Annotated in this window: 37 protein-coding genes and 1 pseudogene; 13 read left to right on the forward strand and 25 right to left on the reverse strand. The window is 36.2% G+C overall.

What is annotated here, in order from left to right; genetic code table 11:
* Positions 1-3: 3 nt before the first annotated feature.
* The 5 genes from spoIIIAD to EGX95_RS19775 are packed head-to-tail and all read right to left on the reverse strand — an operon-like array spanning position 4 to position 2374.
* Entirely contained in the window at positions 4-387 is a 384-nt protein-coding gene (gene spoIIIAD, locus EGX95_RS19755) for a stage III sporulation protein AD (protein ID WP_077317075.1), read from the reverse strand.
* 23 nt (positions 388-410) lie between these two features.
* The gene (gene spoIIIAC / locus EGX95_RS19760) at positions 411-614 is read right to left on the reverse strand and encodes a stage III sporulation protein AC (RefSeq protein WP_000020914.1); all 204 of its coding nucleotides are present in this window, start codon (positions 612-614) and stop codon (positions 411-413) included.
* A 14-nt stretch (positions 615-628) separates the two neighbouring features.
* Entirely contained in the window at positions 629-1144 is a 516-nt protein-coding gene (gene spoIIIAB / locus EGX95_RS19765) for a stage III sporulation protein SpoIIIAB (protein ID WP_000238697.1), read from the reverse strand.
* Complete coding sequence (gene spoIIIAA / locus EGX95_RS19770) at positions 1138-2064, reverse strand: stage III sporulation protein AA (protein WP_000665886.1); 927 nt, start codon at positions 2062-2064, stop codon at positions 1138-1140. Before spoIIIAA ends, spoIIIAB begins: the two co-directional genes overlap by 7 nt.
* A 28-nt stretch (positions 2065-2092) precedes the next feature.
* Positions 2093-2374, reverse strand: a complete 282-nt coding sequence (locus EGX95_RS19775) for a YqhV family protein (RefSeq protein WP_000816054.1) — start codon at positions 2372-2374, stop codon at positions 2093-2095.
* 186 nt (positions 2375-2560) lie between these two features.
* Between EGX95_RS19775 and EGX95_RS19780 the strand changes: the two genes are divergently transcribed.
* Positions 2561-3139: a GNAT family N-acetyltransferase gene (locus EGX95_RS19780; RefSeq protein ID WP_001190070.1), complete on the forward strand. Its 579-nt coding sequence runs from the start codon at positions 2561-2563 to the stop codon at positions 3137-3139.
* Positions 3120-3422, forward strand: a complete 303-nt coding sequence (locus EGX95_RS19785) for a hypothetical protein (RefSeq protein ID WP_000825745.1) — start codon at positions 3120-3122, stop codon at positions 3420-3422. The genes EGX95_RS19780 and EGX95_RS19785 overlap by 20 nt, the downstream gene beginning before the upstream one ends.
* A gap of 35 nt (positions 3423-3457) precedes the next feature.
* Here the strand turns inward: EGX95_RS19785 and efp are convergent, their stop codons facing one another.
* From efp to EGX95_RS19805, 4 genes are read right to left on the reverse strand one after another with little or no spacing between them, the layout of a single operon-like run.
* On the reverse strand, positions 3458-4015 hold the full coding sequence (gene efp / locus EGX95_RS19790; RefSeq protein WP_000626512.1) for an elongation factor P: 558 nt from the start codon (positions 4013-4015) through the stop codon (positions 3458-3460).
* A gap of 21 nt (positions 4016-4036) precedes the next feature.
* Complete coding sequence (gene pepQ, locus EGX95_RS19795) at positions 4037-5098, reverse strand: Xaa-Pro dipeptidase (protein WP_000411051.1); 1062 nt, start codon at positions 5096-5098, stop codon at positions 4037-4039.
* A gap of 4 nt (positions 5099-5102) precedes the next feature.
* Complete coding sequence (aroQ, locus tag EGX95_RS19800; protein WP_000757087.1) at positions 5103-5543, reverse strand: type II 3-dehydroquinate dehydratase; 441 nt, start codon at positions 5541-5543, stop codon at positions 5103-5105.
* Between the two features lie 52 nt (positions 5544-5595).
* A complete protein-coding gene (locus EGX95_RS19805) occupies positions 5596-6084 on the reverse strand; it encodes a YqhR family membrane protein (protein ID WP_000076575.1) in 489 nt (162 codons plus the stop codon).
* 244 nt (positions 6085-6328) lie between these two features.
* Between EGX95_RS19805 and EGX95_RS19810 the strand changes: the two genes are divergently transcribed.
* Positions 6329-7249: a DUF1385 domain-containing protein gene (locus EGX95_RS19810; RefSeq protein ID WP_000797109.1), complete on the forward strand. Its 921-nt coding sequence runs from the start codon at positions 6329-6331 to the stop codon at positions 7247-7249.
* Positions 7250-7328: 79 nt separating this feature from the next.
* The gene (locus tag EGX95_RS19815) at positions 7329-7730 is read left to right on the forward strand and encodes an SA1362 family protein (protein ID WP_001014448.1); all 402 of its coding nucleotides are present in this window, start codon (positions 7329-7331) and stop codon (positions 7728-7730) included.
* On the opposite strand, the pseudogene EGX95_RS19820 reads toward EGX95_RS19815, so the two are convergent.
* From EGX95_RS19820 to splB, 3 genes and pseudogenes are all read right to left on the reverse strand, one after another.
* Positions 7727-7858: pseudogene (locus EGX95_RS19820) on the reverse strand (HAD family hydrolase); the annotation flags it as partial. The gene EGX95_RS19815 and the pseudogene EGX95_RS19820 sit on opposite strands and share 4 nt — an antisense overlap.
* 5 nt (positions 7859-7863) lie before the next feature.
* The gene (mntR, locus tag EGX95_RS19825) at positions 7864-8292 is read right to left on the reverse strand and encodes a transcriptional regulator MntR (protein ID WP_001143076.1); all 429 of its coding nucleotides are present in this window, start codon (positions 8290-8292) and stop codon (positions 7864-7866) included.
* Between the two features lie 144 nt (positions 8293-8436).
* The gene (gene splB, locus EGX95_RS19830; RefSeq protein WP_000802117.1) at positions 8437-9462 is read right to left on the reverse strand and encodes a spore photoproduct lyase; all 1026 of its coding nucleotides are present in this window, start codon (positions 9460-9462) and stop codon (positions 8437-8439) included.
* A gap of 156 nt (positions 9463-9618) precedes the next feature.
* Between splB and EGX95_RS19835 the strand changes: the two genes are divergently transcribed.
* The 3 genes from EGX95_RS19835 to EGX95_RS19845 all read left to right on the forward strand — a co-directional run bounded on the left by EGX95_RS19835 (position 9619) and on the right by EGX95_RS19845 (position 11656).
* A complete protein-coding gene (locus EGX95_RS19835) occupies positions 9619-9936 on the forward strand; it encodes a PadR family transcriptional regulator (protein ID WP_000556082.1) in 318 nt (105 codons plus the stop codon).
* Positions 9937-9941: 5 nt separating this feature from the next.
* Positions 9942-10613 carry a DUF1129 domain-containing protein gene (locus EGX95_RS19840; protein ID WP_002081032.1) on the forward strand — a complete coding sequence of 224 codons (672 nt, stop codon included), beginning with the start codon at positions 9942-9944 and terminating at the stop codon, positions 10611-10613.
* A 200-nt stretch (positions 10614-10813) separates the two neighbouring features.
* Positions 10814-11656 (forward strand): hypothetical protein, encoded by an 843-nt coding sequence (locus EGX95_RS19845; protein ID WP_000111904.1) that lies wholly within the window; start codon positions 10814-10816, stop codon positions 11654-11656.
* A 28-nt stretch (positions 11657-11684) separates the two neighbouring features.
* On the opposite strand, the gene EGX95_RS19850 is transcribed toward EGX95_RS19845, so the two are convergent.
* The gene (locus EGX95_RS19850) at positions 11685-12521 is read right to left on the reverse strand and encodes a lipoate--protein ligase family protein (protein WP_000514079.1); all 837 of its coding nucleotides are present in this window, start codon (positions 12519-12521) and stop codon (positions 11685-11687) included.
* 170 nt (positions 12522-12691) lie between these two features.
* Here EGX95_RS19850 and EGX95_RS19855 point away from each other — a divergent pair, with 170 nt between their 5' ends.
* The 6 genes from EGX95_RS19855 to EGX95_RS19880 all read left to right on the forward strand — a co-directional run bounded on the left by EGX95_RS19855 (position 12692) and on the right by EGX95_RS19880 (position 15974).
* A complete protein-coding gene (locus tag EGX95_RS19855; protein WP_000108655.1) occupies positions 12692-13075 on the forward strand; it encodes a rhodanese-like domain-containing protein in 384 nt (127 codons plus the stop codon).
* A gap of 250 nt (positions 13076-13325) precedes the next feature.
* Complete coding sequence (locus tag EGX95_RS19860; protein ID WP_001273970.1) at positions 13326-14303, forward strand: LacI family DNA-binding transcriptional regulator; 978 nt, start codon at positions 13326-13328, stop codon at positions 14301-14303.
* Positions 14304-14399: 96 nt separating this feature from the next.
* A complete protein-coding gene (locus EGX95_RS19865; RefSeq protein WP_002028459.1) occupies positions 14400-14981 on the forward strand; it encodes a TetR/AcrR family transcriptional regulator in 582 nt (193 codons plus the stop codon).
* A gap of 71 nt (positions 14982-15052) precedes the next feature.
* Positions 15053-15385 carry a DMT family transporter gene (locus EGX95_RS19870; protein ID WP_000312349.1) on the forward strand — a complete coding sequence of 111 codons (333 nt, stop codon included), beginning with the start codon at positions 15053-15055 and terminating at the stop codon, positions 15383-15385.
* Position 15386: 1 nt separating this feature from the next.
* The gene (locus EGX95_RS19875) at positions 15387-15701 is read left to right on the forward strand and encodes a DMT family transporter (protein WP_000312623.1); all 315 of its coding nucleotides are present in this window, start codon (positions 15387-15389) and stop codon (positions 15699-15701) included.
* A gap of 15 nt (positions 15702-15716) precedes the next feature.
* Positions 15717-15974: a DUF3975 family protein gene (locus EGX95_RS19880; protein ID WP_000265378.1), complete on the forward strand. Its 258-nt coding sequence runs from the start codon at positions 15717-15719 to the stop codon at positions 15972-15974.
* Between the two features lie 16 nt (positions 15975-15990).
* Here the strand turns inward: EGX95_RS19880 and EGX95_RS19885 are convergent, their stop codons facing one another.
* The 12 genes from EGX95_RS19885 to gcvT all read right to left on the reverse strand — a co-directional run bounded on the left by EGX95_RS19885 (position 15991) and on the right by gcvT (position 25269).
* Complete coding sequence (locus tag EGX95_RS19885) at positions 15991-16179, reverse strand: hypothetical protein (RefSeq protein WP_001993331.1); 189 nt, start codon at positions 16177-16179, stop codon at positions 15991-15993.
* Positions 16180-16578: 399 nt separating this feature from the next.
* On the reverse strand, positions 16579-17172 hold the full coding sequence (locus tag EGX95_RS19890; protein WP_001249399.1) for an ABC-2 transporter permease: 594 nt from the start codon (positions 17170-17172) through the stop codon (positions 16579-16581).
* 14 nt (positions 17173-17186) lie between these two features.
* The gene (locus tag EGX95_RS19895) at positions 17187-17810 is read right to left on the reverse strand and encodes an ABC-2 transporter permease (protein WP_000595385.1); all 624 of its coding nucleotides are present in this window, start codon (positions 17808-17810) and stop codon (positions 17187-17189) included.
* Between the two features lie 32 nt (positions 17811-17842).
* Entirely contained in the window at positions 17843-18475 is a 633-nt protein-coding gene (locus EGX95_RS19900; protein WP_001186547.1) for an ABC-2 transporter permease, read from the reverse strand.
* Between the two features lie 14 nt (positions 18476-18489).
* Positions 18490-19158, reverse strand: a complete 669-nt coding sequence (locus EGX95_RS19905) for an ABC-2 transporter permease (RefSeq protein ID WP_001249430.1) — start codon at positions 19156-19158, stop codon at positions 18490-18492.
* Positions 19139-20011 carry an ABC transporter ATP-binding protein gene (locus EGX95_RS19910; protein ID WP_000891295.1) on the reverse strand — a complete coding sequence of 291 codons (873 nt, stop codon included), beginning with the start codon at positions 20009-20011 and terminating at the stop codon, positions 19139-19141. The genes EGX95_RS19905 and EGX95_RS19910 overlap by 20 nt, the downstream gene beginning before the upstream one ends.
* 3 nt (positions 20012-20014) lie before the next feature.
* Positions 20015-20389, reverse strand: a complete 375-nt coding sequence (locus tag EGX95_RS19915) for a GntR family transcriptional regulator (protein ID WP_001021352.1) — start codon at positions 20387-20389, stop codon at positions 20015-20017.
* Positions 20390-20505: 116 nt separating this feature from the next.
* Positions 20506-20697 carry a hypothetical protein gene (locus tag EGX95_RS19920; RefSeq protein ID WP_000535935.1) on the reverse strand — a complete coding sequence of 64 codons (192 nt, stop codon included), beginning with the start codon at positions 20695-20697 and terminating at the stop codon, positions 20506-20508.
* A 70-nt stretch (positions 20698-20767) separates the two neighbouring features.
* Positions 20768-20971, reverse strand: a complete 204-nt coding sequence (locus EGX95_RS19925; RefSeq protein ID WP_000262495.1) for a DUF3929 family protein — start codon at positions 20969-20971, stop codon at positions 20768-20770.
* A gap of 361 nt (positions 20972-21332) precedes the next feature.
* Complete coding sequence (gcvPB, locus tag EGX95_RS19930) at positions 21333-22808, reverse strand: aminomethyl-transferring glycine dehydrogenase subunit 2 (RefSeq protein ID WP_000795699.1); 1476 nt, start codon at positions 22806-22808, stop codon at positions 21333-21335.
* Positions 22805-24148 (reverse strand): aminomethyl-transferring glycine dehydrogenase subunit 1, encoded by a 1344-nt coding sequence (gcvPA, locus tag EGX95_RS19935; RefSeq protein WP_000903230.1) that lies wholly within the window; start codon positions 24146-24148, stop codon positions 22805-22807. Before gcvPA ends, gcvPB begins: the two co-directional genes overlap by 4 nt.
* Positions 24149-24168: 20 nt before the next feature.
* On the reverse strand, positions 24169-25269 hold the full coding sequence (gcvT, locus tag EGX95_RS19940) for a glycine cleavage system aminomethyltransferase GcvT (RefSeq protein WP_000631772.1): 1101 nt from the start codon (positions 25267-25269) through the stop codon (positions 24169-24171).
* Positions 25270-25472: the final 203 nt, after the last annotated feature.

Below are 25472 nucleotides of genomic sequence, written 5' to 3' on the forward strand. Positions count from 1 at the left end.
CCCTTATCCCGTCGGTAAAAATCCGAGAATAGTTTCAATTACAACCGTCAAAATAGGGATCGCCATAACGAGAATTAAAATCTTTCCAGCTAATTCAATTTTCGAAGCGATTGCCCCCTGCCCTGCATCCTTTGTAATTTGCGCTCCAAACTCAGCGATATAAGCAATCCCAATAATTTTTAGCAACGTTTCTACATATACGTTGCTAACTTTCGCTTCACTCGCTACTCTCTCAATCATTTGTAAAATAGCGTGAATTTGATCGATTAAAAGAAGGAACATTACGCTACCTACGAACACAATAAATAATGACGTAATGCTAGATTTATGCTGATTCAATACAGCCGCTAAAAACGTAGCAACGAGGCCTAATCCGACAATTTGTATAATTTCGATTCGAACCGCCCCCTTTACTGGAAGAGAAAGACACTTTTAATCTTGTCGAATAGTGTATTAATTAAAAATGCGACATGAAATAAAATAACGACAAAACCGACGAGGATAACCCAATTTGCAATATCCTCACGCTTTAATTCTTTTAGTACAGTATGAATGAAAGCTAAAACAATGCCGATTCCGGCGATTTGAAATATTAATCCAACATCAATGGACATCGCCTTTCTCCCCCCTATAGCAGTAAAATTACGATAAGTAGCCCCGCTAGTACTCCTAAGCTCTTAATCATCTTTTCATATTGCAGCTGTAATGCTTTCGCTTCTTCTTCTTCTCTCTCTAAATGTGTAATACATAACCGAATATGTTTTTGTTGTGATTCACGATCATGTTGTCCGAGCGTTTCACCAAATTGCTGCAAAATCTCATACTCAGTTTGTTGAAATGCTGTTAGCTTCCAATTTTCTTTCAAACTATCTATCCAAGCTTCTCTAACTGTTTGTTCTCCACTTTCTAGCCTGCTAGCGAAACTTTGAAATATCCAATTTAACGGCTTCGGCATTTGTTTCACTAATCGCTCAGCAGCTTCAGACAACGGTGTATGCCCATACATAATTTCTGCCTCTAATGATTGCAGTGCCGCTTTTAATAATCTAAGTTGCCTCGGTCTCTCACTGTATCTTTTGGCGTATGAAAACCCGAAAAAGGTGCTGACCGCAACGATTAACACTGCACCAAATATTTTCACCATACGCCCTCAGCCTTTCTATGAGGTAATACCGGTTTTCCATATTTATCTTTCACTTGCATAACTGTTCCTGGCCCTCTTGCTTTTGACAATTCCACAAACCTATCAAAAATGCCGAGCTCTAGCACTGCTTTTAATGATGGGCGTTTCACAACATCATCATAGGAAAATCCATGTGCACTTATAAAAAGCTGAACCCCTGCATGTACAGCCTCCATAATTGCTTCACTATCTTCTTTACGACCAATTTCATCCACAATTAATATATCTGGGCTCATAGAACGGATCATCATCATCATTCCTTCAGCTTTTGGACATGCATCTAACACATCTACTCGTGTGCCAAAGTCATATTGCGGAATGCCTTTCACACAGCCAGCAATTTCTGACCGTTCATCAACAATCCCGACTTTACAAGAAGGAATTTTCGAAGTACTTACACCTTGACTCATGCAACGCGCTACATCTCTTAAAAGTGTTGTTTTTCCCGTTTGTGGCGGGCCAATTACCATCGTGTTTAACCATCGTGATTCATACAAATACGGTAAAAGTGGTTCAGCAATGCCTATTTTTTGACGAGCAATACGAATATTAAAAGAAGAGACATCTCGAATCATTTTCACTGTGCTTTTTTCTGTAATAACTTTTCCTGCTAAGCCTATTCTATGCCCACCTCGGAGTGTCACATACCCACGCTTTAATTCTTCTTCCATTGTATAAATTGAGAAGTGGCTTAACTTATTCAATAAGTAAATAGCATCCTCTGCTGTAACGATATAGTCATAAAAAAACACTTCACCTTGAGCAATACACTCTAGCGGTCTTCCAATTCGAACACGGATTTCCTCTAGAGCATCGTACTGCTTACAATTTTCCACTAACTGCTTCATCGTTTTTGGTAAAACTTCTAATACTTCTTTCATCAGCTTCGCCCCACTATACTCGACTTACTTATTTCAACAACGCGATAAAAATGCAGCCAATTCCAAGCGCTAGAAAAAAGAGTTTCAAGAAAGAGATCTCACTTGCCACACTCGCTATGCCTATTGTCATTGTTAAAATTAATACGGTCGGTCCAACAAACGCCAACATACCATTTATAAACAATGCTTTCTTCGCATCATTCACATAAAGCATAAGCAAAGCGGCGAATATTTCCGCGCTACCTGAAAACAACCGAAGCAGCCCCATTACAAGCACAGATGTTTCCATTGCCGCTAGCCACTGTTTCATTCTCCCACCTTCTCCCATAACGGTTACTAGTGCATGTGCTAAAAAAGAATATATTTGTACAACCATATGCAGAGGTTGTCTATTTCAGAATTAAAAACATAATTTTTATCTACCGCCTATAATAATTTGAATATTCTTAATAATAATAGTATTTTATGGTATATTTATTGAAAAGGAGGGAAAATGATGCAACGAGTTACTTTACTACCACTCGATTTCCGTTATGCAAATGCGATTTTCAAGCTATCAAGTGATCCACATGTAAAAAACGCATTAGGAATAAAAGTAGAAACAATCGAAGACACGAAAGCATTCCTTCTTTTCGCCATAGAAGAAGAACACCAAAAGAAGTCTTTATCGAGAGTGATTGTAAATGCAGAGAATGAAATAATTGGTCTCACCACACTTAAACATATTAATTATGAGAAGAAACAATCTCACATTGGCAGCTGGCTCGGCTATCCATACTGGGGAAAAGGATATAATGAGGCTGCAAAAAAAGAAATTTTTAAGATTGCTTTTTTAGACTTACAACTTTCCTATGTATTTGCTGGTGCTAAAACGAATAATATTCGCTCTTTAAAAGCACAAGAAAAACTACCTTATATTTCATTGCATGTGGAAAACAAATTTCCAGACGAACACGCTGCACTAGAGAAAGAAGTAAGGTCACCTTGCTCTCTGCACGTCGTGTCACGTGAAAAATTTTTAAACTGGTTGGAATTACAAAATGAGGAGGAAAAATATGAAGAGATTAAAAATTAGTTTAACAATCGTAGTAGAAGTAACTCTTATTTATCTTTTTTCATCATTGGTCGGCTGGTCATTCATGGAAGCCTTTTTCCTTGGTAGTTTAGCGATATTCGGGGCAATTTGGCTCGTTGCTTTAAATATAAGCCAAAATAACAACATTGATCACACTATATATAAAACAGGTACAGTAAAACCTTTTCAAATGAGATGGGGTCCTTACACAACAGGTGCTGCTAGTCTTACAGCTTTCAGTTTTATAATAACTACTATTTATTATTTGCCCTATTTTCTATAAAAAAAGCACTCGTGATAATCACGAGTGCTTTTCTACTATGCACGAGAAACGTATTTACCTTCACCAGTGTTGATGATAAGTGTTTCGCCTTCGTTAATGAAGATTGGTACTTGTACAACAAGGCCAGTTTCTAATGTAGCTGGTTTTGTTACGTTAGAAGCAGTATCACCTTTAATACCTGGCTCTGTTTCTGTAACTTGTAATTCAACTGTGTTTGGAAGTTCAACACCAAGTACTTCGCCTTGGTAAGTCATAATAGATACTTCCATGTTTTCTTTTAGGAATTTAAGCTCGCGCTCGATTTGTTTTTCACCAAGTTCGATTTGCTCATAAGTTCCGTTATCCATAAATACATGAGACTCACCGCTTGCGTATAAGTATTGCATACGACGGTTTTCGATGTGTGCTTTTTCTACTTTCTCACCAGCACGGAATGTTTTCTCTTGAACAGAACCTGTGCGAAGGTTACGTAGTTTAGAACGAACGAATGCAGCACCTTTACCTGGCTTTACGTGTTGGAAATCAAGTACTTGCCAAAGGCCATTATCCACTGCAATTGTTAAACCTGTACGAAAATCGTTTACTGAAATCATGTAAAAAAATCCTCCTGTGTATTACAAAATAATAAGTTCTTTTGGTGATTTCGTAATTACTTCATTACCTTCACTTGTCACAATGATATCATCTTCAATACGTACGCCGCCAATACCTGGAATATAAATACCTGGCTCTACTGTTACAGCCATACCTGGTTCAAGTACTGTATCAGAACGGAATGCTAAACCTGGTGCTTCATGGATTTCAAGACCGATTCCATGACCAGTAGAATGTCCGAAGTATTCACCGTATCCTTTTTCCGTTATGTAATCACGCGTTAACGCATCCGCTTCACGGCCAGTTAAACCAGCTTTAATACCGTTCACACCACGTAATTGTGCTTCTAAAACGATATTATAAATTTCTTTCAATTTATCAGATGGTTCACCAACTGCAATCGTACGAGTAATATCAGAGCAATATCCTTTGTAATAAGCGCCGAAGTCTAATGTAACGAAATCTCCTGTTTCTATCACTTTTTCAGATGCCACGCCGTGCGGTAATGCCGAACGAAGACCTGAAGCAACGATAATATCAAACGAAGAAGATGTTGCTCCTTGTTTTCTCATGAAAAATTCAAGTTCATTTGACACTTCAATTTCAGATACTCCCGGGCGAATGAATGATAGAATATGTTCAAAGGCAGCATCTGCAATCTGTGCAGCTTCCTTTAATATCTTAATCTCTGAATCAGTCTTTATCAAGCGTAACTTTTCTACAAGCCCAGAAGTTGGGATAAATTCAGCATCGATCGCTTCTTTATGAGCTGAATAAGAACTATATGTAAGAGTATCTTGCTCAAAGCCAAGCTTTTGAATTCCTAATTCTTTCACTTGCTTTGCAACTTCATCGATAATTAATCCCGCATGCTGTACAATCTCGTATCCAACCGCTTGTTTAGTAGCTTGCTCTACGTAACGGAAATCTGTAATAAATTGAGCGCGATTTTTCGAAATGAGTACAACACCAGCTGTTCCTGTGAAGTTAGCCATATATCTACGACTATGTTCATTTGTTAACAAAATACCGTCAATACCAGCCTCATCAAATGCACTTCTTAATCTTTCGATTTTCTCCATTACTTTATGCCTCCCTCAATTTCTCCATTAATGCAAATAACGCTAACTTATAGCCATAAAAACCAAATCCAACAATTTGTCCCGCACAAACAGCTGCCGTCACAGATTCGTGACGGAACGACTCACGTTGATGAATGTTAGAAATATGTACTTCAATAACAGGAATCGAAATGCTTGCAATTGCATCTCGAATCGCATAGCTATAATGCGTAAATGCTCCAGGATTTAAAATGATCCCTTCATATATATCTTCCGCCTCATGAATACGATCGATAATCGCACCTTCATGATTCGATTGGAAACATTCTAACTCCACTCCCATTGTTTCTGCTTCTTGCTTCATATCTGCTTCAAGTGTCGCTAGCGTGCCCTTTCCATATACATTTACCTCTCTGACACCGAGGCGATTTAGGTTAGGACCGTTTACGAGGAGTACCTTTTTCATATGCTTAAAACTCCTTAATATTAAATGTCTATATAACATTTTAACATAGGAGTTACTTGTTTGAATAGTTTGTCTTCTCTTCCCCTTCTCGCTCGGCCTTATTGGTATTTACTGCGTAAGAAACAGAGTATGCTATAAATACACCATACAATATAAAAATGCATATCGTCGTCACAATTGTTTCTTTCGGTAAATGGAGTGCACTTTTAATAGCAGGCGCTATTAACCCCACTCCGAAAAATAGTAACGCCCACCAAAATAGACCATAAATAATCCCTGGCAGAATTCCTTCAAACTTTGCCAAAAACGCTTTATACAAAAAGGCAATTAAAATCGAAAGTAGTCCCATACAAACAATTCCTGACACATTTCCCCATACCCCTTCTTTCCAACTTCCAAAGGCAAATGGTAGAAGTAAATAGTTCGGTCCCGCTTCTGTAAATGAAAATATATGAAGAAAATACCATATTCCTCCCCAAAAGAGTCCACCAAATAAACCAATTTGCACAAAATTTCTTGTTCCTATATGTTCTTGACTCACATCAACACCTCCGCTCAATAGTATGCCCGAAACTATTTTGAACCATGTTTAAATACTGCGAAATTTGTCTATAAAAAGAATAAGAAATGTCCGACTCTCGTAACATTTTTCCTTGTCATCTACTTGTATTTGTCGATAAAATAAAGGAAACTCGGTGATTGTCTTATTTCAAAACGACAGAACCCAGTATGACAATTGCCTCTTTTTCTACATAAGAGAGAAACAAATACAGGTTGGTGTTAACATGGCAGAAGAGTCAAAACAAATATATGGCGGGCAAGCAGTCATAGAAGGAGTTATGTTTGGCGGTAGAGAATATACTGTTACAGCGGTTCGTCGTAAAGATAAATCGATTGAATTTTATCGATTACCACGCGTTCGTAATAAAGCATTATCTATCCTGAAAAAAATTCCATTTTTACGAGGGATTGCCGCTATTGTGGATGCAAGCGCGAACGGGGCAAAACATTTAAACTTTGCTTCAGAACGATTTGATGTTCACCCAGAAGAAGATGAACAAATTGCAAATAAAAAAGAAGAACAATCGAAGTTAACGATGGTATTAGGAGTTGCAGCAGTTGGCGTTTTATCTTTCATATTCGGTAAAGTCATTTTCACAGCAGTTCCTGCATTACTAGCTGAATTAACGAGACCGATTTTCCCATCTCATACAGGGCAAATCATTGTCGAAAGTGTCATTAAGCTCATGTTATTATTGAGCTATATATACTTTATTTCTTTAACGCCACTCATTAAGCGGGTATTTCAGTACCATGGTGCGGAGCATAAAGTAATTAATGCCTATGAGAATAATCTTTCATTGACTGTAGAAAATGTTCAAAAACAAACTCGCCTTCATTATCGTTGTGGCAGTAGCTTCATTATATTTACAGTCATTATTGGAATGTTTGTTTATTTCCTTGTCCCTACAGATCCACTTTGGGCCAGAGTGTTAAACCGAATTTTATTAATTCCAGTCGTTCTCGGTATTTCTTTTGAAGTGTTACAATTTACGAATCGATTACGCGATATTCCAGTATTACGCATACTTGGATATCCCGGATTATGGCTACAACTATTAACAACGAAAGAACCAACAGATGATCAAGTGGAAGTAGCCATTGCATCGTTTGAAGAATTATTACGTTTAGAAAACAAACAATAATTATTTAAAAATGGTGTTCAACTCCTTTCCTCATCGTTAATATACTAATTTTAATATATGTTTTTAGGAGGTGTTCCTTATGAACGGTCGTTCGTTTACTTTCGCTATATTTGTGCTTATTATCGGATTAGCAATATTCGGCCTTGTTTCATCTGTCATTACAGATCCAATGGGAGTGTTAAGAAATATTGGTATCATGTTGGCTGTCGTTGGTATCTTTTATCTACTCTACAGAATGTTTACAAACTCTAGCGGTTCAGCAAATTCGCAAAGCTCATATAAGCGCGCTGCAAAACAATCGAGCCGCAAGCATGGGAAACAAAATGTAGCACCCCTAAGCAATTCTTTCTTTAAATCAAACGCTTCTAATGACAAAGGGAAAAAAGGGAATCTTTCTTCTTTAAAGCGAAAAAGAAAACAATCTCATTTAACTGTCATTGAAGGTAAAAAAAACAAAAAGAAAGACCGTGCTTCCTTTTAGGAAATACGGTCTTTCTTTATATTTTGCAGTACTTCTTTCAAGCTTTTATCTTTCATACTTTCAATTCGAAGATGATGATTTGCAAATGGTAAATTACGTGTCACATCATTAGGTACAACGACGTACGTTCCCCTTAATTACTTTTCTCTTCATTTGCTTTTTGAACGCCACGAAGTGTTTCCACTCGAACCTCATCTTGTTCAAAGTATTGCACTAAATCACCAATGCGATCAATTGCTTCCCAGCTTAAATGATGTTCAATTCCTTCTACATCATTGTAAATCTTACTTTCATCCACACCGATAATACGCATAAATTGCTCTAACAATTCATGACGATATACGAGACGTTCTCCGATTTTTTTACCTTTTGATGTTAATACAAGCCCTCTATATTTTTCATAAATTAGATATTCATCTTTGTCTAATTTTTGCACCATTTTTGTTACAGAGGATGGATGTACACTAAGCGCTTCAGCAATATCAGATACGCGGGCATAACCCTTTTCATCAATCAACAAATAAATTTGTTCAATATAATCTTCCATACTAGGGGTAGGCATCGGTTTCCTCCATCCAATTTCATTTTGCTCATTCCGTACGAAGCAATCAATAAAATGATACACCAGAAAGAATAACGTGACAAGTTGAAAACAAGCCTAAATATATAAAACAAAAAAGAATCTGTATTTGTATACAGACTCCTCTTAAGTAAAGTATTGTATTTCTGCATCAGGAAAAAACTCATATATATAGCCTCTTATTGTTTCTTCCAATACTTCCGCATCATCTTTTTTATATACGTATTTCCCGATGCCGTACCGTCCCCATTTATATTTACGCTTCTCTTCATCCATTTCAAGCTTCGTACTCGGATAACGCTCCTGAATGACCTTTTTTGCTGGTTTTGTAAAGCGATGTTGAATTAATTCAAATGTTAAATTCGGTATGGACAAATCTTTTAGTGCATTGTACAGTCTTTCAAATAATTCACGGTATCCTTCTTCCCATCCTTCATGCATATAAAGTGGCGCAACTATAAAACCAAGTGGATAATCAGCGCCTGCTACTTTACGTGCTGCTTCAATACGCTCTTCAAAGGGTGACGTCCCCGGCTCAAAATTTTTAATTACATACCGTGAATTAATACTAAACCTAAAACGAGTTTTCCCATTATGTTTTGCATCTAACAAATGATCAACGTGCGAATATTTCGTAACGAAACGTAAACGCCCATGCTCACTTTCTCCAATGAATTCAATCGCCCGCTTTAATGCATGTGTTAAATGATCGATCCCAACGATATCTGATGTACAAGCAGCTTCAAACCTTGTTATCTCAGGTGCTCTTTCATCCATATATTGCTGTGCCTTCTCAAATATTTCATCAAGATTCACATACACGCGAACGTAAGGCTTACTCCCAAGTGTCGTTTGCAAGTAACAATAATGACAATGTCCCATACATCCTGTTGCAAGCGGAATTGCATATTCAGCTGACGGTTTTGACGTATCAAACTTTAATGTCTTCCTCACCCCAACGACAAGCGTCGCTTTTGCATTACGATACTTTTGCAAATCATTTTCACCCGGCAAATTTCGAATTTGATTATGGGATGTCGTTTCACGAATCTCTAGTCCCATCTTCGTAAACTTCTCATACAGCTCTTTTCCAAGTGGATATTCAAGTGCCTTCGGTTCAAAGTAAACGAGTTTTGGCATAAATGGTTTCATACGCTTCCCTCCTCTCGTTAGTATGGGGAACATGGAAAAATTAAAACGCATTAAAGTTTTCCACCTCAGTAACTTGCGTTGCAAGTTACTGAATGTTACAATTTGGATAACAGCTACCTTGCACAGCAAGTTACCTGAGTAAAAGGTGGTGAAATCATGCACAGCCAAATGTTAAAAGGTGTACTCGAAGGTTGCATCCTATACATCATTTCACAAGAAGAAGTGTACGGATATGAACTGAGTACAAAATTAAATAAACACGGATTTACATTCGTAAGTGAAGGAAGCATATATCCGTTATTGTTACGTATGCAAAAAGAAAAATTGATTGAAGGAACATTAAAAGCCTCCTCACTTGGGCCAAAGAGAAAATATTATCACGTAACGGATAAAGGATTAGAACAGCTTGAAGAATTTAAACAAAGCTGGGAAATGGTTTCAACAACGGTGAACAATTTATTACAGGGGGAGTGATGGGGATGAATGCACAAGACATGATTAAATTGAACAACAAAAAACGCGAACTTCTAACACCTGAAAATGAAGTTGCTTATAGCGATATGTTAGTTTATCTTCGTTTATCTAACGTGCCAGAGCAACAAGTAGAAGAACTATTACTAGAAATATTAGACCATCTCATCGAAGCACAAACAGAAAATAAAAATGCTTATGACATTTTTGGTGATGACTTACAATCTTATTGTGATGAACTCATATCGGCTTTGCCGGTTCAAACAATGTTAGAAAAAACTTCTTTAATCGGCTTTGTTATTAGCTTACTTCTCGCTATACAGTTTGGAATGGACACCATTGCTTCTCTTTTCATTTTCTTTTTTGAAAAGAACACCGAAATAATAAGTCCACCTTTTAGTATCCTTGGAACTACTTCGTCTATTTCAATAATTATACTAGGTATACTATTTATTTTATATTTATTAAAGCGGTACTCCTTTGATCAGAAAATGAATTGGAAAAGAAAAATTTTATTTGGATTCGCATTTGCTATCCCTTTTTGTTCCGCTATATTCTTAAATATTTATTTTAAAAAACAACCTTATCTCATTTATCATCTAACCTTTTGGCAAAATGCCTTAATCGCTATCCTATTTTATGCTTTATATAAATTCCTATATAAAAAATCAAATTTTTAACAGCCCTTCAAAAGGCTGTTTTTCTTCTGTCTAATTTTACAAATTGAAAAATTTCATAAAGAAAATAAGAAAAATGCAAAATAATTAAAGTTAATTGTTGACGTGATGCTTTTATTATCGGTATCATAAATCTTCGTGAGCAATTATTTTTCGTTATACGATTTTTTTATTATTACTGAATTTTTGAGAGGAGAAATTAGATGTCAGTTAAGAAGAAAACGCAAGTACGCACCGGCAAAATGGTACGTGAACTAATGTTAGCAGACGAAGATGTAAATGCTTCGCTAATTATGGTATATAGTGAAAACGGTGTAAACGCAGAAATTAAAATCGAGGGCTTAACGCCGAAATGTAACGAAGAATTATTTTTGAGCGGAAACGTGGATTGGAACAAGAGTGTTATTTATAAAATTGTTGATTTCACTGGAAACGCTGAAGTTGGTAAAGTTACATTAACAGCGATGAACAAAAATAATGTTTCTCTAGAAATAGAACGCGTTATGTGGAGTAAAGAAAATAAAGAGGCTGCTGAACAAGAAGAAACAGTTGTAGAAGCTACTCCGAAAAAAGAAGTAATTGTAGAAGCTCCAAAAGCAGTTACACCTGCTCCAAAGCCTATTACACGTGTGGAAACACCTGCTATAGCACCAACATCTAAGCCTACTCCGGCACCGAAGCCAGTAAGTGTAGAAGCAGCTGTGGAATTATCTACTCCAGCACCTGTGAAACGAGAAGTACCTACTCCGGTTACAAAGCAAGAGACAGCACCGGTCGCGTCTGCAAAACCGAAGCAACCTGCTTTGACCGAAACAAATTCAAAACTACAAGAAAATTATGTGAAACTCGTGAAAAAGACAATTGAAGTTTGTCAAGATTACGAGCTTGGCATCGACATAGATGATTCTATTGAAGGCTTAAAAGAAGAACTACAAAGCCAAGGTATTAGCGTTACATTTGACAAAGAAATTATGGACGTTGTCAATCGCCTTCGTTCTTTACAAGATAAAGGAATCAAAGTAGAAAAAGTACTTAATTTACTATAAAAAAATAAGAGGCGGCAATTGCCACCTCTTATTTTTTATAATTCCATTCTTTACTTTCATACTTTTCTTTTGCTAACGTTTGCACTTCATGTAATTGTTCTTCTGTTAATTCATACGGAACAAGCTCTACATCTAATCCTTTTTCAAACCCAACCTCAAACGCTTTAATTAACTGCTCGATTGTAAACGTACGGTCTGTTAATTCATTAATTGCTACCGCTTTAGAAGAGAACATGCTCTTCATACGTTCTTTTACACGTTCATTCGGGAATAAAAACAGATCATATAACTCATCTAAATCTATTTCTAATGGAATCGACCCGTGCTGTAAAATAACGCCTTTTTGACGTGTTTGCGCACTACCTGCGATTTTTCTTCCTTCTACTACAATTTCATACCAAGACGGCGCATCAAAACATACGCCTGAGCGTGGATTTTTTAAATTTTCACGATCTGCTTCTGTTTTTGGAACTGCATAATACGCTTCTAACCCTAATGCTTTAAAACCATCTAATAAACCTTGCGAAATAACACGATACGCTTCTGTAACTGTTTTTGGCATATTCGGATGATCTTCAGACACAATAACACTGTACGTTAATTCTTTATCATGTAGTACACCCCTGCCGCCTGTTTGACGACGAACGAATCCATATTTCTTTTCGTTAACTACATCCATATTAATATCTTTTTCAACACGTTGGAAATACCCGACTGTTAATGTTGGTACTTCCCATTCGTAAAAACGAATGGTTGGTGGCATTTTCTTTTCACTTTGCCAATTTAATAAACATTCATCTAACGCCATATTAAATGCCGGTGAACATTGACCAGAGTTAATATAACACCATTTTTCTTTTCCCATCCTGCACCTCATATAACCAATTATTTTTCACATTCTCTAGTCTACCAAATTCGACAAAATTTGTGAAAGAATACGAAATTTCTTCTTATATACAAATGAATCTGTTGCATAAATACATACGGGCATTATAATATTGAAAGTAGGATAAGAAAAAAGGGAGCGATAGAATCGTGTCAACAACTTGGATTATTTTATTAGCCGTAATCGTAGCGTTCATCGGTTACACTGTATGGATGTATTTCTATCAGAAGAAATTAATTACAACACTTTCAGAAGAAGAGTTTCGCGCTGGCTACCGTAAAGCACAGCTTATCGATATTCGCGAAGCAGACGAATATACTGCAGGGCATATTTTAGGCGCACGTAACATTCCGTTATCACAAATTCGCCTTCGTCATAAAGAACTTCGTAAAGATCAACCAGTTTACTTATACTGTCAAAGTGGATTCCGTACTGGTCGTGCGGCTCAATACTTAAAGAAACAAGGATACAAAGATTTCTACCAATTACAAGGTGGATTCAAAACGTGGACTGGGAAAATTAAAAAGAAATAATAACATACAAAAACTAGCTGAATAATTCAGCTAGTTTTTTCATTTGAAAACTTTCCACGTTATTCTCACACATTTTGACAAAACTTCTTTTATAGACGCAAGAAAGACCCCTATCATTCTCACGCCCAAATAAAAAGGTTACGCGAATAACAGAAGTCATATTTATAACATAGTTTGTGAAAAGCTTTTCAGGTCAAGATTTTTTCATTCTTATTATTTTCCCTTTATAATAAGGAGAGAGGTGATACATATGGCCAATATAAAACAAATTGCAAAAACCGCTGGTGTATCCATATCAACTGTTTCTCGCGTCCTGAATAATCACCCTTACGTAAAAGAAGAAAAACGTAAGCGTGTTCTAGATGCTGTTGAAGAATTGAACTATGCCAAAAATATAAATGCTATTCATTTAATAAAAGGAAAAACATATACGATCGGTGTTATGCTCCCTTTCATTAACCTTCCATACTTCAGTACCATTATTGAAGGAATCGGTAACGAAGCGTTAGCAGCTGGATATCATATTAATTTATGTCAAACGAATTACGATAGTATCGAAGAAATTCGTGTTCTTGAAATGATGAAAATGAAACAATTCGACGGGATGATTATTTGCTCTCGAACGAGTTCATGGGAACAAATTGAACCTTTCGCAAAATTCGCTCCTATTATTTCATGCGAAAAAATGCAACACCCCCTCATTTCATCTGTCTACGTAGATCATTATGAAGGCTTCCGTCTCGGCACCGCCTATTTACTCAATAAAGGTCATGAAAAAATCGGGATTTGTTTAGCAAGAAAAACAAGTGTAAATTCTATGGAACGTGAAAAAGCGTTTGCTGATACACTTCGTAACGAAGGCAAAAAGTTACATCCCGAATGGATTTTTCATCAATGCTATACAATGCAAGACGGTGCACAAATACTCCATCGTATTGTAAACATGAAAAATCGTCCAACCGCTATTTTTACAGCGAACGATCAAGTTGCAGCTGGTTTATTAACAGAGGCTCGAAAGCAAGGTCTTCGAGTACCCGAAGATCTTGCTATCCTCGGATTTGATAATCATGAAATTTCAAAGGCGTTAGAAATTTCAACAATTGAACATCCCGGTCTCGAAATGGGCTCACATGCGTTTTCTTTATTCCATAAACAAATCCAAAGCGAGCAAATTATCGGGAACGCAAAAGAGCTTTCATTCCATTTAATCGAACGAGATACTGTCTAATAAGAGCGTTACCTATAGCGCTCTTATTCAGCTCTTCACCTATTGACTTTATATTTTCACTCGCATATAATAAACCTAACGAACGGTAGGTAGGGGATGAAAATGACAGCAAACCGCATTAAAGCTGTAGCACTTTCTCATTTCGCACGCTACGGCTACGAAGGAACTTCATTAGCAAATATTGCTCAAGAAGTCGGGATTAAAAAACCATCAATTTACGCACACTTTAAAGGAAAAGAAGAGCTATATTTTATATGCTTAGAATCCGCTCTTCAAAAAGATTTACAGAGCTTCACTGGCGATATCGAAAAGTTTTCAAATTCGTCTACTGAAGAATTGCTCTTACAATTACTAAAGGGCTATGCAAAACGATTTGGTGAAAGTGAAGAATCAATGTTTTGGTTGCGAACTTCTTATTTTCCGCCTGATGCATTTCGCGAACAAATTATTAATAAAGCGAATGTACACATTGAAAACGTCGGAAAACTTTTATTCCCTGTATTTAAAAGAGCAAGCGAACAAGATGAGTTGCATAACATTGAAGTAAAAGACGCCTTAGAGGCTTTCCTATGCTTACTTGACGGTCTTATGGTTGAACTACTATACGCAGGTTTAAATCGCTTTGAGACACGTTTAAACGCTTCTTGGAAAGTATTTTGGCGTGGACTTTCAAACTGACGGATTGCTCCTTTGCAATGCGTCGTTTTTAAGCCCTTTACCTAACGACTGGTAGGAAGGAGAAATGACATATGGCATGGATATATGTAATCTTAGCTGGTATTATTGAAATCTTTTGGGTAATTGGATTAAAACACGCGGAGGCTCCACTTGAATGGGCTGGTGTTGCGTTATTAATTACAATTAGTTTCGTCTTATTATTTAGAGCTTATAAAGATTTACCTGTTGGTACTGTATACGCAGTCTTCACTGGAATTGGAGCTGGTGGAATCGTTCTTACAGAAATTTTTGTTTTCGGAGAGCCATTCTCTATCGTAAAAGTATTATTAATTGGTTTAATCTTCTTTGGCGTAATTGGTTTAAAACGAGTAACAGAAGAAAAAGAAGCGAAGGAGGCCGCATAAAATGGCTTGGGTATTTTTAATTCTAGCTGGTATTTGTGAAATTATTGGTGTACTCTTTATGAAAGTAGCCACTGAAAAGAAAGGCTGGGCACCAAAAGTTATTCTAATCGCTAACTTCGGCGTAAGCTTCTTCTTCTTATCCCTTGCGATGAACACATTACCGATGGGAACTGCTTACGCGATTTGGACTGGAATCGGAACTGCCGGAAGTGCACTTCTAGGCATCCTTATTTTCCGCGAATCAGCGGATTGGCGTCGTCTTGCTTTCTTAAGCTGCATTCTATGCGGCGCTGTTGGCTTAAAACTATTGAGCTAACGTGAGGTGAATGTCATGTGGAAAGAAAAAGGGAAGCAACTGTTAGCATGGATCACACTTGGTATCGTCATTCTATTACAAATAAGTTTTCACATAATAGAATGGTTGTTTCATAAAGTAGTATCCATTCTCACATTCCTTCCTAACATGACACTTGAAATAATATCAATCGTTTGGTCCATTATTGCCTCCATTGCAATCGTTATTATATGGAGCATCGCCAAGCTATGGAATAAGTTATTTAAAAAGGACAGTTCTTCTGAAAAAGAGTAACTGTCCTTTTTTATATTCATTCAGACTTTCTGTAGACGTTTGATGTGATAAGACAAAGAAGACCAACTATGACAATACTTATACCAATCCCTTTATGCAAACTTGGAAATAGCGGTGGTATATCTGAATAAACATTTGCTAATATGAGACCGATTGAAACGAAAAATACCCCTATTCTATATAACCATTTTCTTTTGTTCATCATTCTCCCCTCCTAAAATTTTTCATACACTCCTTTCTTTTGGACATACTACCTAAAAAAGGAGTGAATAATATGCAAAATTCTATACATAAGCAGATCCTATTTTTATTTTTCCTCTTTCTTATTCTCGTTATCGTTTTCAGCTTTATATTACATACTCCAAAAGATGTTGTACCGAGTAACCTCTCTGTTTATAAAGTGAAACTTTAATCAGTGGGGGTTTTGTTCATCCCCACTGATTATTAGTTGAACCAATCGGACTTTTACGGACAGTTGATCCCCCACCTAACTTCTTTGCTTCCACTGAATTTTGAGGTGGGGGTCTTACTGCCCGTTAAAGCGGGATAAACTTTTACTTTCCTATTGTCGTTATTGAAGAAGGTGCCTTTTATAGGGCACCTTTTAAAATTCTCTTTTTTCATATAGCTTTACTGAAGCAAGTACAGATACAAGCAACATACAAATAGAACAAATTAACACTACTCCATTATGTAAATGAATTTGTTCTATGTTAACTTGAAAGAACATTTCTACAATAACAATCGGTGCCATTAGTATAAAAATCGTAATAAAAATAGATTTTTTATATCCTAACCAAAACGATATCGGTAAGACAAGACTTAAATATATAAAAACAAAGCCAGTAATCGTAACTAATGTTGTCGTTATAAATTCAAAAGTTCCACCCTCAAACTGATTGATTACTAAAGGACTAGACACTATCATACTTATAATAAAAACAATAAGTGCCATTATGTATTTAGCTACTACAATTTCTTTTTTTGCTAGCGGTAAACTATTTAACATTACTTCACCATCATATTTTTTATCATCATTAAATGTTTTTAAAATTGCTATAACTGGAATTATAGCTGACATAATTACGTAAAAGCTTTTAATATCTGTTAATGTCATATACAAGAAAAGAGGGTATATTAAGTACCATATTAAATGCTTCCATTGCATGATAAAATCCTTTATTATGAGTTGCCTCACGATTACTCCTCCCCTCATAAATCACGCTCATTATATAAGCTAACTGAAAGCAACATGGACATAATATACAAAAGAATGAGTCCTGCTATAAAACAAATATTTACGACTAGACTCGTGTTCCAAACATTCTCTACATCTAACCAGACGTTACTGACAATCAGTCCACTTAAATACCCCAATGCAAGTCCGGCGAACGGAGCAATTTGTTTTGCACTGCTATATCCTACTGAGAATTCAATCGGAAGTACAATTATGCTACAAACAACCCCACCTGTTATACCACCGAGAATTTGTCCCCACAGCATAAATCCAGTCATATGTTCATTTTGTAACTGTATGAAACCAACTACTAGTGAGAAACATCCACCTAGAGCAACTAAAACACTTACAAATATGTATTTCCCTATTACAATATCTTTACGCTCAAACGGTAAACTATTTACTATCGTTTCACTTTTATTTTTCCCCTCATAACTCATTGAGAGTATTATGCCAAGAGCAGGTACAAACATGCTAAATGTCATCAAAAAACTATCACTGCGAAAACCAACAATGAGTAGGAACAAGAAACATATAAGATAAACAAACCCTAACTTTCTTTGCATCATCATATCTTTTAAAACTAATTGCTTGATCATGTATTACACCTCCTAATATGAAAATGCCCCTTCTATAACTCTACCGCCTGAAACATCTTCATTGAGAGAATCATTGATATGAATACGCTTACTAACACTCCGGTTCCAAGAACACCCATTGCTAGTGTAGCATCTTCAGATTGAAGTACTTTTAACATAATTGTTTTATCACCAAAAACATTGCACATAAGACCGATCATACCTGTTAAAGGCAAAACCATAATAACATTCAAAACAGAAGTAGCTTTATATCCTCCAATGTAATTAGCAGGTATCGTTACAATACAATAGATCAAAGTTGCTACTATTGCTGAAAATATTGCATATCCAGGCATGACTATATCCCTGCCCAATAAAATATTTCCTAATATTACGACTATAAAAGTTACACTCAAACCAACCATAATAAATAATGTGCTTGAAATATATTTAGCTATAACTATTTCTTTTCTCGTTATAGGCAAACTCACTAATACTTTTTCTGCTTTACTTTTCTCTTCATAATAAAAAGAAATATATATAATCGTACTACATGTTATAAATAATCCTATTGCAATCCCCATTGGTTCGACGGAATCCTTAAAAATAGATAAAATAGGGATTAAAAAATAGAAAGGAAACATCTTCTTCTGTAAGAAAAACTCCTTCAAAATCAACTGTTGCATATAAATTCTCCTCTCTATAAATCACGCGTTTCATAAATTTTAATTGTAAGGAACATAGAAACGATATAAATACTAACTAATGTAATAAATCCAGCTATAAATACAGCAACATGCATAGGATTCATAATCCATTCAATGAATGAAAGCGCTGTTTCATTTAGCCCATCACTAATAAATATCCAAAGTATCCCTCCCACTCCTATTGAGGCTGCTGATACTATACTTCTTACTACCTTCGATTTTGTACCATAATAACTAGGAAAGAATGTTACAACAAAAAATATGGCGTAAACAGCTCCATTTATTACTTCATACCACGGAATTTCAATGTATAAATTAGGATGATATACACCGATATCACCAATAACCGCAATGCCCCTTATAAGAAAAACAACTAACATCGTAGAGAGCATGCCACCAATAATAAATATTGCACAGGAAATATATCTAGCAATTATGATATCCTTTCGACTTACCGGCAAACTATTTATAATAATGTCACTTTTATTCCTTTCATCCATAAAGGTTAACGTCATAACGGAAGAAAGGGTTATAAATAGACAACTCATCGAAAATAACAATTCAACACTTGGGTCTAACATAAATAATACAAACGGCATAATTAAATACACTAACCACATCACCCGAAAAAAGAACAAATCTTTATAAATGAGCTGACGCATAGGCACCTCTCCCTTTCGCAGTGTAAACGATAATATCATCTAATGTAGGCTTTTCTAGTACAACCTCATTTCCAAACCAGTCAATAATTGCTTGTTTATCCTTCGCTAAACCTTCAAAACCAAATTTATTTTTTCGTAATCCAACAAATAGTTCTTTTCCTTCTCGATCTAATAAATCATTACTTCCTTTTACGATTACGTAGTTCTCCATCAAGTCTTCTTTTTCACCAGTAAATATAATTTCTCCATCGTTGATAAACGTAATATAATCTGCAATGCGCTCTAAATCTGTTGTAATGTGCGTTGAGAATAATACCGATACTTCATCTTCCATTACAATTTCTTGCAACATATCAAGTAATTCACTTCGAACAACTGGATCTAATCCTGCTGTTGGTTCATCCATGATGATAAATTCTGCGTGGTGCGAGAGCGCGATGGCAATCGCAAATTTCATTTTCATTCCTTTTGATAATTCTTTAATTTTTTTATACTTCGGAACTTGCAATCTATGCATATACGATTGATACTGCTCTTCATCCCACTTTTTATATAACGGTGCAATAATACGCTTCATTTGCTCACACGTTAAATCTTCGTAATAATGATTTTCATCATATACAAAGCCGATATTTTGCTTTATTTCCTTTTCGGCTTTCTTATTGTCCTTGCCAAAAATTTTTATATCGCCGCTATCTTTTCGAATTAAATTCATAATCATTTTGATCGTCGTACTTTTCCCGGCCCCGTTCGGTCCGACAAATCCCATAATATATCCGCGTGGTAATGTAAAACTTATATTTTTTACTGCAAAATCTTCATAACTTTTACATACGTTTTTTAACTCTAACATCTCTTATTCCCCCTCATATAAACACGCAATCATCTGCTGTAATTCTTCAAGTGAAAGCTGTAACGCTTTACTTTCATTTACAATCTCTTCCGCTTTACTTTCCAATAGACGAAGCCTTTGTTCTTTTAATAGTTCATTATTTTTACGTGAAACATAAGTCCCCTTCCCAGCAACAGTTTCTATATATCCTTCTTTCTCAAGCTCCTCGTACGCACGCTTCGTAGTAATTACACTAATCTGTAATTCCTTTGCTAAGCTACGAATAGACGGTAATTGGTCTCCACCCTTTAAACCACCATTTAAAATAAGCTGGCTTAATTGTTTTCTTATCTGTACATAAATAGGGTCTTGGGAAGAATTCGAAATAATAATATTCATGTTTTCCTCCAGTGTGTATATACTGTATATACCTTATATATACAGTATATACACATCATCCTATTTTTGGCAAGAAAAAAAGACCAACATTTTCCTGTTGGTCTTTCGTATATGTATCACTTTTCAAAGCGATCTAACATCTCATCTCTCATTCCGAAACTCACTACCGCAATTCCTACATACATAAACAGAAGGAACGCCGGATGAACTGTGTTGTACCAAGTGCTATCAACAATTAAATAAATCGTTAATGCCACAACAAGAACAAACGCTAAGATAAACATATAAAAGTGTCTTGTACTACCCATGATAAACTCCTCTCTTCTCACTTCACCATTCAACAGTATATTTTATCGAATAATTCGATATGACTCAAGGTTAACTTTCTGTTATGTAATCAAGTTCCACCTTTACAATGTCCTCACATGCTATTGAAATGATCGTTCCTTGCTTATCAATTGCCGTCACTTCTCTATTATCCATTACACGATGCGCTACTCTTTCTAACACTTTTCCTTGGTCTCGATAGCAAAATTCTTTTACATCTTTAATTGTTTCTCCATTTTCTAAATGGTATACCATTCTATAACATCGATATCCCACACTTTCACCCCCGTCTTGCTCGTTTTTTCACATATACATAAAAATGAGTAATTTTTGCCTCATCACATCTTCTTAATTTCAATAAAATTCTAACAAAAATAAATACTTTTATCAAACTGACTTTTTCAACAAAATCACCTATAAAACTGCCTCTTTACACCATTATGAAACAAAAAATATAAATTTTTAACATTTTCTTCACCACTTCTGCATAAAGTGAAACTTTAATCAGTGGGTGTTTTTGTTCATCTCTACTGATTACCAGGTCACAAATTGCGGAACAAATTCTCCATACAAAAAAAGAACTCGCATATAGCGAGTTCTTCCTTTGTTATTCTAATCAAACTTGTACAGGAGCTGGCTTTTCATAACGTAAAACTGGTTTACGTGCAGCCATCGTTTCGTCTAAACGTTTAATGACTGTTGTATGCGGTGCTTCTTGTACAACTTCTGGATTTTCTTCTACTTCTTTAGCAATTTGAATCATCTTATCAATGAAACCGTCTAAAGTTTCTTTTGATTCTGTTTCCGTCGGCTCAATCATAATACATTCTTCCACATTTAATGGGAAGTAAATTGTTGGTGGATGGTAACCGAAATCAAGCAGACGTTTTGCGATATCTAATGTACGTACACCAAGTTTCTTTTGACGACGACCTGATAATACAAACTCATGCTTACAATGTCTATCGAATGGAAGATCATAAAATGGTGCTAATCTTCTCATCATATAGTTCGCATTTAATACCGCATACTCTGTTACTGCACGCAAGCCATCTGGACCCATAGAACGAATGTATGTGTATGCACGAACGTTAATTCCGAAGTTACCGTAGAATGGTTTTACGCGCCCAATTGCTTCTGGACGATCATAGTTAAAGTGATAGCCATTTTCCGTTTTCTCTAAAATTGGTTTTGGTAAGTACGGAATTAAATCAGCTTTCACACCTACTGGACCAGAACCTGGGCCACCGCCGCCGTGAGGACCTGTAAATGTTTTATGAAGGTTTAAATGCACAACGTCAAATCCCATATCTCCTGGGCGCGCTTGGCTTAATACCGCATTTAAGTTTGCACCATCATAGTATAATTTACCGCCTGCGTTATGGACGATTTCTGCCATTTCTAAAATATTTTCTTCGAATAAACCTAATGTATTAGGGTTTGTTAACATAAGTGCTGCTGTTTCTTCATTTACAACACGTTTTAAGTCTTCTAAGTCAACAAGACCATGTTCATTTGATTTTACCGTAATTGTTTCAAAACCAGCTACAGTTGCAGATGCTGGATTCGTTCCGTGAGCAGAGTCAGGAACAATTACTTTCGTACGGTTAAAGTCACCATTTGCTTCATGGTATGCACGAATTAACATTAAGCCTGTCCATTCTCCGTGTGCACCAGCTGCTGGTTGTAAAGTAACAGTATCCATACCTGTAATTTCAATTAAATGCTCTTGTAAATCGTACATTAATTCCATTGCACCTTGTACTGTCTTTTCATCTTGCAACGGATGAATATTTGCAAATCCTGCGAAACGAGCTACACTCTCATTAATTTTCGGATTATATTTCATCGTACAAGATCCAAGTGGATAGAAACCAGAATCAACACCGTGGTTACGGTTTGAAAGTGCTGTATAGTGGCGCATAATATCAAGTTCAGATACTTCTGGTAGCTCTGCATCTTCTACTCGAATATAATCGCTCTCAAATACATCTTCTAGTTTCACTTCTTCTACATCTAATTTTGGTAAGCTATATCCTATGCGTCCTTCTTTACTCACTTCAAAGATAAGTGCTTGGTCTTGATTCTTCATTGGATAGCCCCCATTTCGTTTACAAGTGTGTCAATTTCATCTTTTGTACGAAGCTCAGTTACTGCTACAAGCATATGGTTCTCATGCTCTTTATAATCACGGCCTAGGTCGTAACCGCCGATAATATTCTTTTGTAATAATGCATCGTTTACTTCTTTCACTGGGCGCTTGCAATCTACAACGAACTCATTGAAGAATGGTCCAGCAAATGTAACTGTGAAGCCTTTCGCTTCAAATTGACGTTTTGCATATTGTGCTTTAGAAATGTTTTGACGTGCCATTTCTTTCACACCTTGTTTACCAAGTGCTGTCATTGCAACAGAAGCTGCTAATGCATTTAACGCTTGGTTTGAACAAATGTTAGACGTCGCTTTATCACGGCGAATATGCTGTTCACGTGCTTGTAACGTTAATACAAATCCACGTTTACCATCTGAATCTACAGTTTGCCCGACAAGACGTCCTGGAATTTTACGCATGAATGCTTTCGTCGTTGCAAAGTAACCACAGTGTGGTCCACCAAACTGCGTTGGGATACCAAATGGTTGTGCATCACCGATGACAATATCAGCACCAAATTTTCCTGGTGGTGTTAATGCGCCTAATGATAATGGATTTGAAGAAACGATAAATAATGATTTTTGTTGATGAACGATTTTTTCAATATCAGCTAATTTTTCAACTTGTCCGAAGAAGTTTGGATATTGAACGATTACACAAGCAACTGTATCATCTACTTCACTTTGTAATACGTCTAAATCTGTTACACCATCTTTATGATTAATTTCAACAACTTCAAGATGTTGACCTTTTGCATACGTTTCAAGTACAGCTCTTGATTCTGGATGAACTGCGCTAGATACAAGAATTTTCTTTTTACGAGTATGGCCAGCTGCTAGCATTGCCGCTTCAGCTAAAGCTGTACCTCCGTCGTACATAGAAGAGTTTGCTACATCCATTCCTGTTAACTCACAAATCATTGTTTGGAATTCAAAAATTGCTTGTAATTCCCCTTGTGAAATTTCCGGTTGGTATGGCGTGTAAGCTGTATAAAATTCTGAGCGAGAGATAACATGATCTACAATTACTGGAGCATAATGATCGTATACGCCTGCTCCTAGGAAAGAAGCGTATTCTTTTAAGTTCGCATTTTTACTAGCCATTTGAGATAACTCTTTTAAAAGCTCTGGCTCTGATTTTGCTTCTTTAATTTTTAAATCCCCTTTAAAACGAACACTCTCTGGAATATCAGAGAATAACTCATCGATCGTTTGAACGCCGATCGTTTGTAACATTTCTTTTTTGTCTTCTTCTGTCATTGGAAGATAACGATGCAACATGAAATCTACCCCTCTCCCCGTTACTTTGAACGTTTATAAAATGGTGTTGGAACAACTACTGCTTTGACGCGTTTATTACGAATTTCAATTTCTACTTCTGTATCAACTGCTGCGTATTTTACATCAATTAGTGCTAAACCAATGCTTTTCTTTAACGTTGGAGATTGTGTACCACTCGTTACTTCCCCAATTTTTTCTTCTCCAATAAATACAGGGTAATGCGTACGAGGAATTCCACGTTCAATTACTTCGATGCCGACTAACTTACGAGGCGCACCGTTTTCTTTTTGCTCTTTTAAAGTCGCTTTCCCAAAGAAGTCTGCTTCTTTATTTGGTTTTACCGCAAAGCCAATTCCAGCTTCAACCGGTGTAATATCTTTTGATAATTCTTGACCGTAAAGTGGTAATGTTGCTTCGAAACGAAGTGTATCACGAGCACCTAAACCACATGGTTTTAAGCCCTCTTCTGCTCCAACTTCAAGAAGTTTCTCCCAAAGTTTTGCAGCATCTTCACTCTTACAGTAAATTTCAAATCCATCTTCACCTGTATAACCTGTACGAGATACAAGTGCTGGAATTCCATCTACAAGAATATCGTTTTTAAATTTAAAGAACTTAATTTCTTTCAAATCTTCTGACACAACTTTTTGTAAAATGCCTTCTGCTTTTGGTCCTTGAATTGCAAGCTGTGCAACTTCACTAGAAACATTGACTACTGTCGCATCGCCAATTACATGGCTAGCTAACCATTCGTAATCTTTCTCGATATTTGATGCGTTGATAACTAATAAATAGTCTTCTTCACCACGTTTGTAGATTAATAAATCATCTACTGTACCACCATTTTCGTAGCACATTGCTGTATATTGTGCGCCTCCTACCTTTAAGGTAGATACGTCATTTGTAACAACACGTTGTAAAAATGCTAAACTATCTACACCTTTTACCTCAACTTCTCCCATGTGAGACACATCGAACAAACCTGCCGCTGTACGTACAGCTTCATGTTCTTCTTTAATGCTTGAAAATTGAACTGGTAACTCCCAACCACCGAAGTCGATTGTTTTCCCACCATACTTCGCGTATACATCAAATAACGGTGTACGTTGTAATGTAATCATGATCTCTCCCCCTTATGCTCTGACAAATCAATAAAAGTTGTTACTCATTTCTAAACATTTTCATTCTAAAAAGATAGGATATACGGAATCTCATTATATTTTTTTATGAAAGCGTAAATAAAAAATCACTTTCTTGGATAAAATACGAAAGATTCCACACATTTCACACCATTATCCTAACATTATTCGCTATATTTCATCAA

This window comes from Bacillus sp. FDAARGOS_527 (genome assembly GCF_003812125.1).
In the GTDB taxonomy this organism is placed as follows: domain Bacteria; phylum Bacillota; class Bacilli; order Bacillales; family Bacillaceae_G; genus Bacillus_A; species Bacillus_A paranthracis.

What these genes read in the sequence shown, in the direction of transcription:
- spoIIIAC (WP_000020914.1), bottom strand. Translation starts at nt 614, where the DNA reads ATGTCCATTGATGTTGGATTAATATTTCAAATCGCCGGAATCGGCATT.
- spoIIIAB (WP_000238697.1), bottom strand. Translation starts at nt 1,144, where the DNA reads ATGGTGAAAATATTTGGTGCAGTGTTAATCGTTGCGGTCAGCACCTTT.
- spoIIIAA (WP_000665886.1), bottom strand. Translation starts at nt 2,064, where the DNA reads ATGAAAGAAGTATTAGAAGTTTTACCAAAAACGATGAAGCAGTTAGTG.
- EGX95_RS19775 (WP_000816054.1), bottom strand. Translation starts at nt 2,374, where the DNA reads ATGAAACAGTGGCTAGCGGCAATGGAAACATCTGTGCTTGTAATGGGG.
- EGX95_RS19780 (WP_001190070.1), top strand. Translation starts at nt 2,561, where the DNA reads ATGCAACGAGTTACTTTACTACCACTCGATTTCCGTTATGCAAATGCG.
- EGX95_RS19785 (WP_000825745.1), top strand. Translation starts at nt 3,120, where the DNA reads ATGAAGAGATTAAAAATTAGTTTAACAATCGTAGTAGAAGTAACTCTT.
- efp (WP_000626512.1), bottom strand. Translation starts at nt 4,015, where the DNA reads ATGATTTCAGTAAACGATTTTCGTACAGGTTTAACAATTGCAGTGGAT.
- pepQ (WP_000411051.1), bottom strand. Translation starts at nt 5,098, where the DNA reads ATGGAGAAAATCGAAAGATTAAGAAGTGCATTTGATGAGGCTGGTATT.
- aroQ (WP_000757087.1), bottom strand. Translation starts at nt 5,543, where the DNA reads ATGAAAAAGGTACTCCTCGTAAACGGTCCTAACCTAAATCGCCTCGGT.
- EGX95_RS19810 (WP_000797109.1), top strand. Translation starts at nt 6,329, where the DNA reads ATGGCAGAAGAGTCAAAACAAATATATGGCGGGCAAGCAGTCATAGAA.
- EGX95_RS19815 (WP_001014448.1), top strand. Translation starts at nt 7,329, where the DNA reads ATGAACGGTCGTTCGTTTACTTTCGCTATATTTGTGCTTATTATCGGA.
- mntR (WP_001143076.1), bottom strand. Translation starts at nt 8,292, where the DNA reads ATGCCTACCCCTAGTATGGAAGATTATATTGAACAAATTTATTTGTTG.
- splB (WP_000802117.1), bottom strand. Translation starts at nt 9,462, where the DNA reads ATGAAACCATTTATGCCAAAACTCGTTTACTTTGAACCGAAGGCACTT.
- EGX95_RS19835 (WP_000556082.1), top strand. Translation starts at nt 9,619, where the DNA reads ATGCACAGCCAAATGTTAAAAGGTGTACTCGAAGGTTGCATCCTATAC.
- EGX95_RS19840 (WP_002081032.1), top strand. Translation starts at nt 9,942, where the DNA reads ATGAATGCACAAGACATGATTAAATTGAACAACAAAAAACGCGAACTT.
- EGX95_RS19845 (WP_000111904.1), top strand. Translation starts at nt 10,814, where the DNA reads ATGTCAGTTAAGAAGAAAACGCAAGTACGCACCGGCAAAATGGTACGT.
- EGX95_RS19850 (WP_000514079.1), bottom strand. Translation starts at nt 12,521, where the DNA reads ATGGGAAAAGAAAAATGGTGTTATATTAACTCTGGTCAATGTTCACCG.
- EGX95_RS19860 (WP_001273970.1), top strand. Translation starts at nt 13,326, where the DNA reads ATGGCCAATATAAAACAAATTGCAAAAACCGCTGGTGTATCCATATCA.
- EGX95_RS19865 (WP_002028459.1), top strand. Translation starts at nt 14,400, where the DNA reads ATGAAAATGACAGCAAACCGCATTAAAGCTGTAGCACTTTCTCATTTC.
- EGX95_RS19870 (WP_000312349.1), top strand. Translation starts at nt 15,053, where the DNA reads ATGGCATGGATATATGTAATCTTAGCTGGTATTATTGAAATCTTTTGG.
- EGX95_RS19875 (WP_000312623.1), top strand. Translation starts at nt 15,387, where the DNA reads ATGGCTTGGGTATTTTTAATTCTAGCTGGTATTTGTGAAATTATTGGT.
- EGX95_RS19880 (WP_000265378.1), top strand. Translation starts at nt 15,717, where the DNA reads ATGTGGAAAGAAAAAGGGAAGCAACTGTTAGCATGGATCACACTTGGT.
- EGX95_RS19885 (WP_001993331.1), bottom strand. Translation starts at nt 16,179, where the DNA reads ATGATGAACAAAAGAAAATGGTTATATAGAATAGGGGTATTTTTCGTT.
- EGX95_RS19895 (WP_000595385.1), bottom strand. Translation starts at nt 17,810, where the DNA reads ATGATCAAGCAATTAGTTTTAAAAGATATGATGATGCAAAGAAAGTTA.
- EGX95_RS19900 (WP_001186547.1), bottom strand. Translation starts at nt 18,475, where the DNA reads ATGCAACAGTTGATTTTGAAGGAGTTTTTCTTACAGAAGAAGATGTTT.
- EGX95_RS19905 (WP_001249430.1), bottom strand. Translation starts at nt 19,158, where the DNA reads ATGCGTCAGCTCATTTATAAAGATTTGTTCTTTTTTCGGGTGATGTGG.
- EGX95_RS19910 (WP_000891295.1), bottom strand. Translation starts at nt 20,011, where the DNA reads ATGTTAGAGTTAAAAAACGTATGTAAAAGTTATGAAGATTTTGCAGTA.
- EGX95_RS19915 (WP_001021352.1), bottom strand. Translation starts at nt 20,389, where the DNA reads ATGAATATTATTATTTCGAATTCTTCCCAAGACCCTATTTATGTACAG.
- EGX95_RS19920 (WP_000535935.1), bottom strand. Translation starts at nt 20,697, where the DNA reads ATGGGTAGTACAAGACACTTTTATATGTTTATCTTAGCGTTTGTTCTT.
- EGX95_RS19925 (WP_000262495.1), bottom strand. Translation starts at nt 20,971, where the DNA reads ATGGTATACCATTTAGAAAATGGAGAAACAATTAAAGATGTAAAAGAA.
- gcvPB (WP_000795699.1), bottom strand. Translation starts at nt 22,808, where the DNA reads ATGAAGAATCAAGACCAAGCACTTATCTTTGAAGTGAGTAAAGAAGGA.
- gcvPA (WP_000903230.1), bottom strand. Translation starts at nt 24,148, where the DNA reads ATGTTGCATCGTTATCTTCCAATGACAGAAGAAGACAAAAAAGAAATG.
- gcvT (WP_000631772.1), bottom strand. Translation starts at nt 25,269, where the DNA reads ATGATTACATTACAACGTACACCGTTATTTGATGTATACGCGAAGTAT.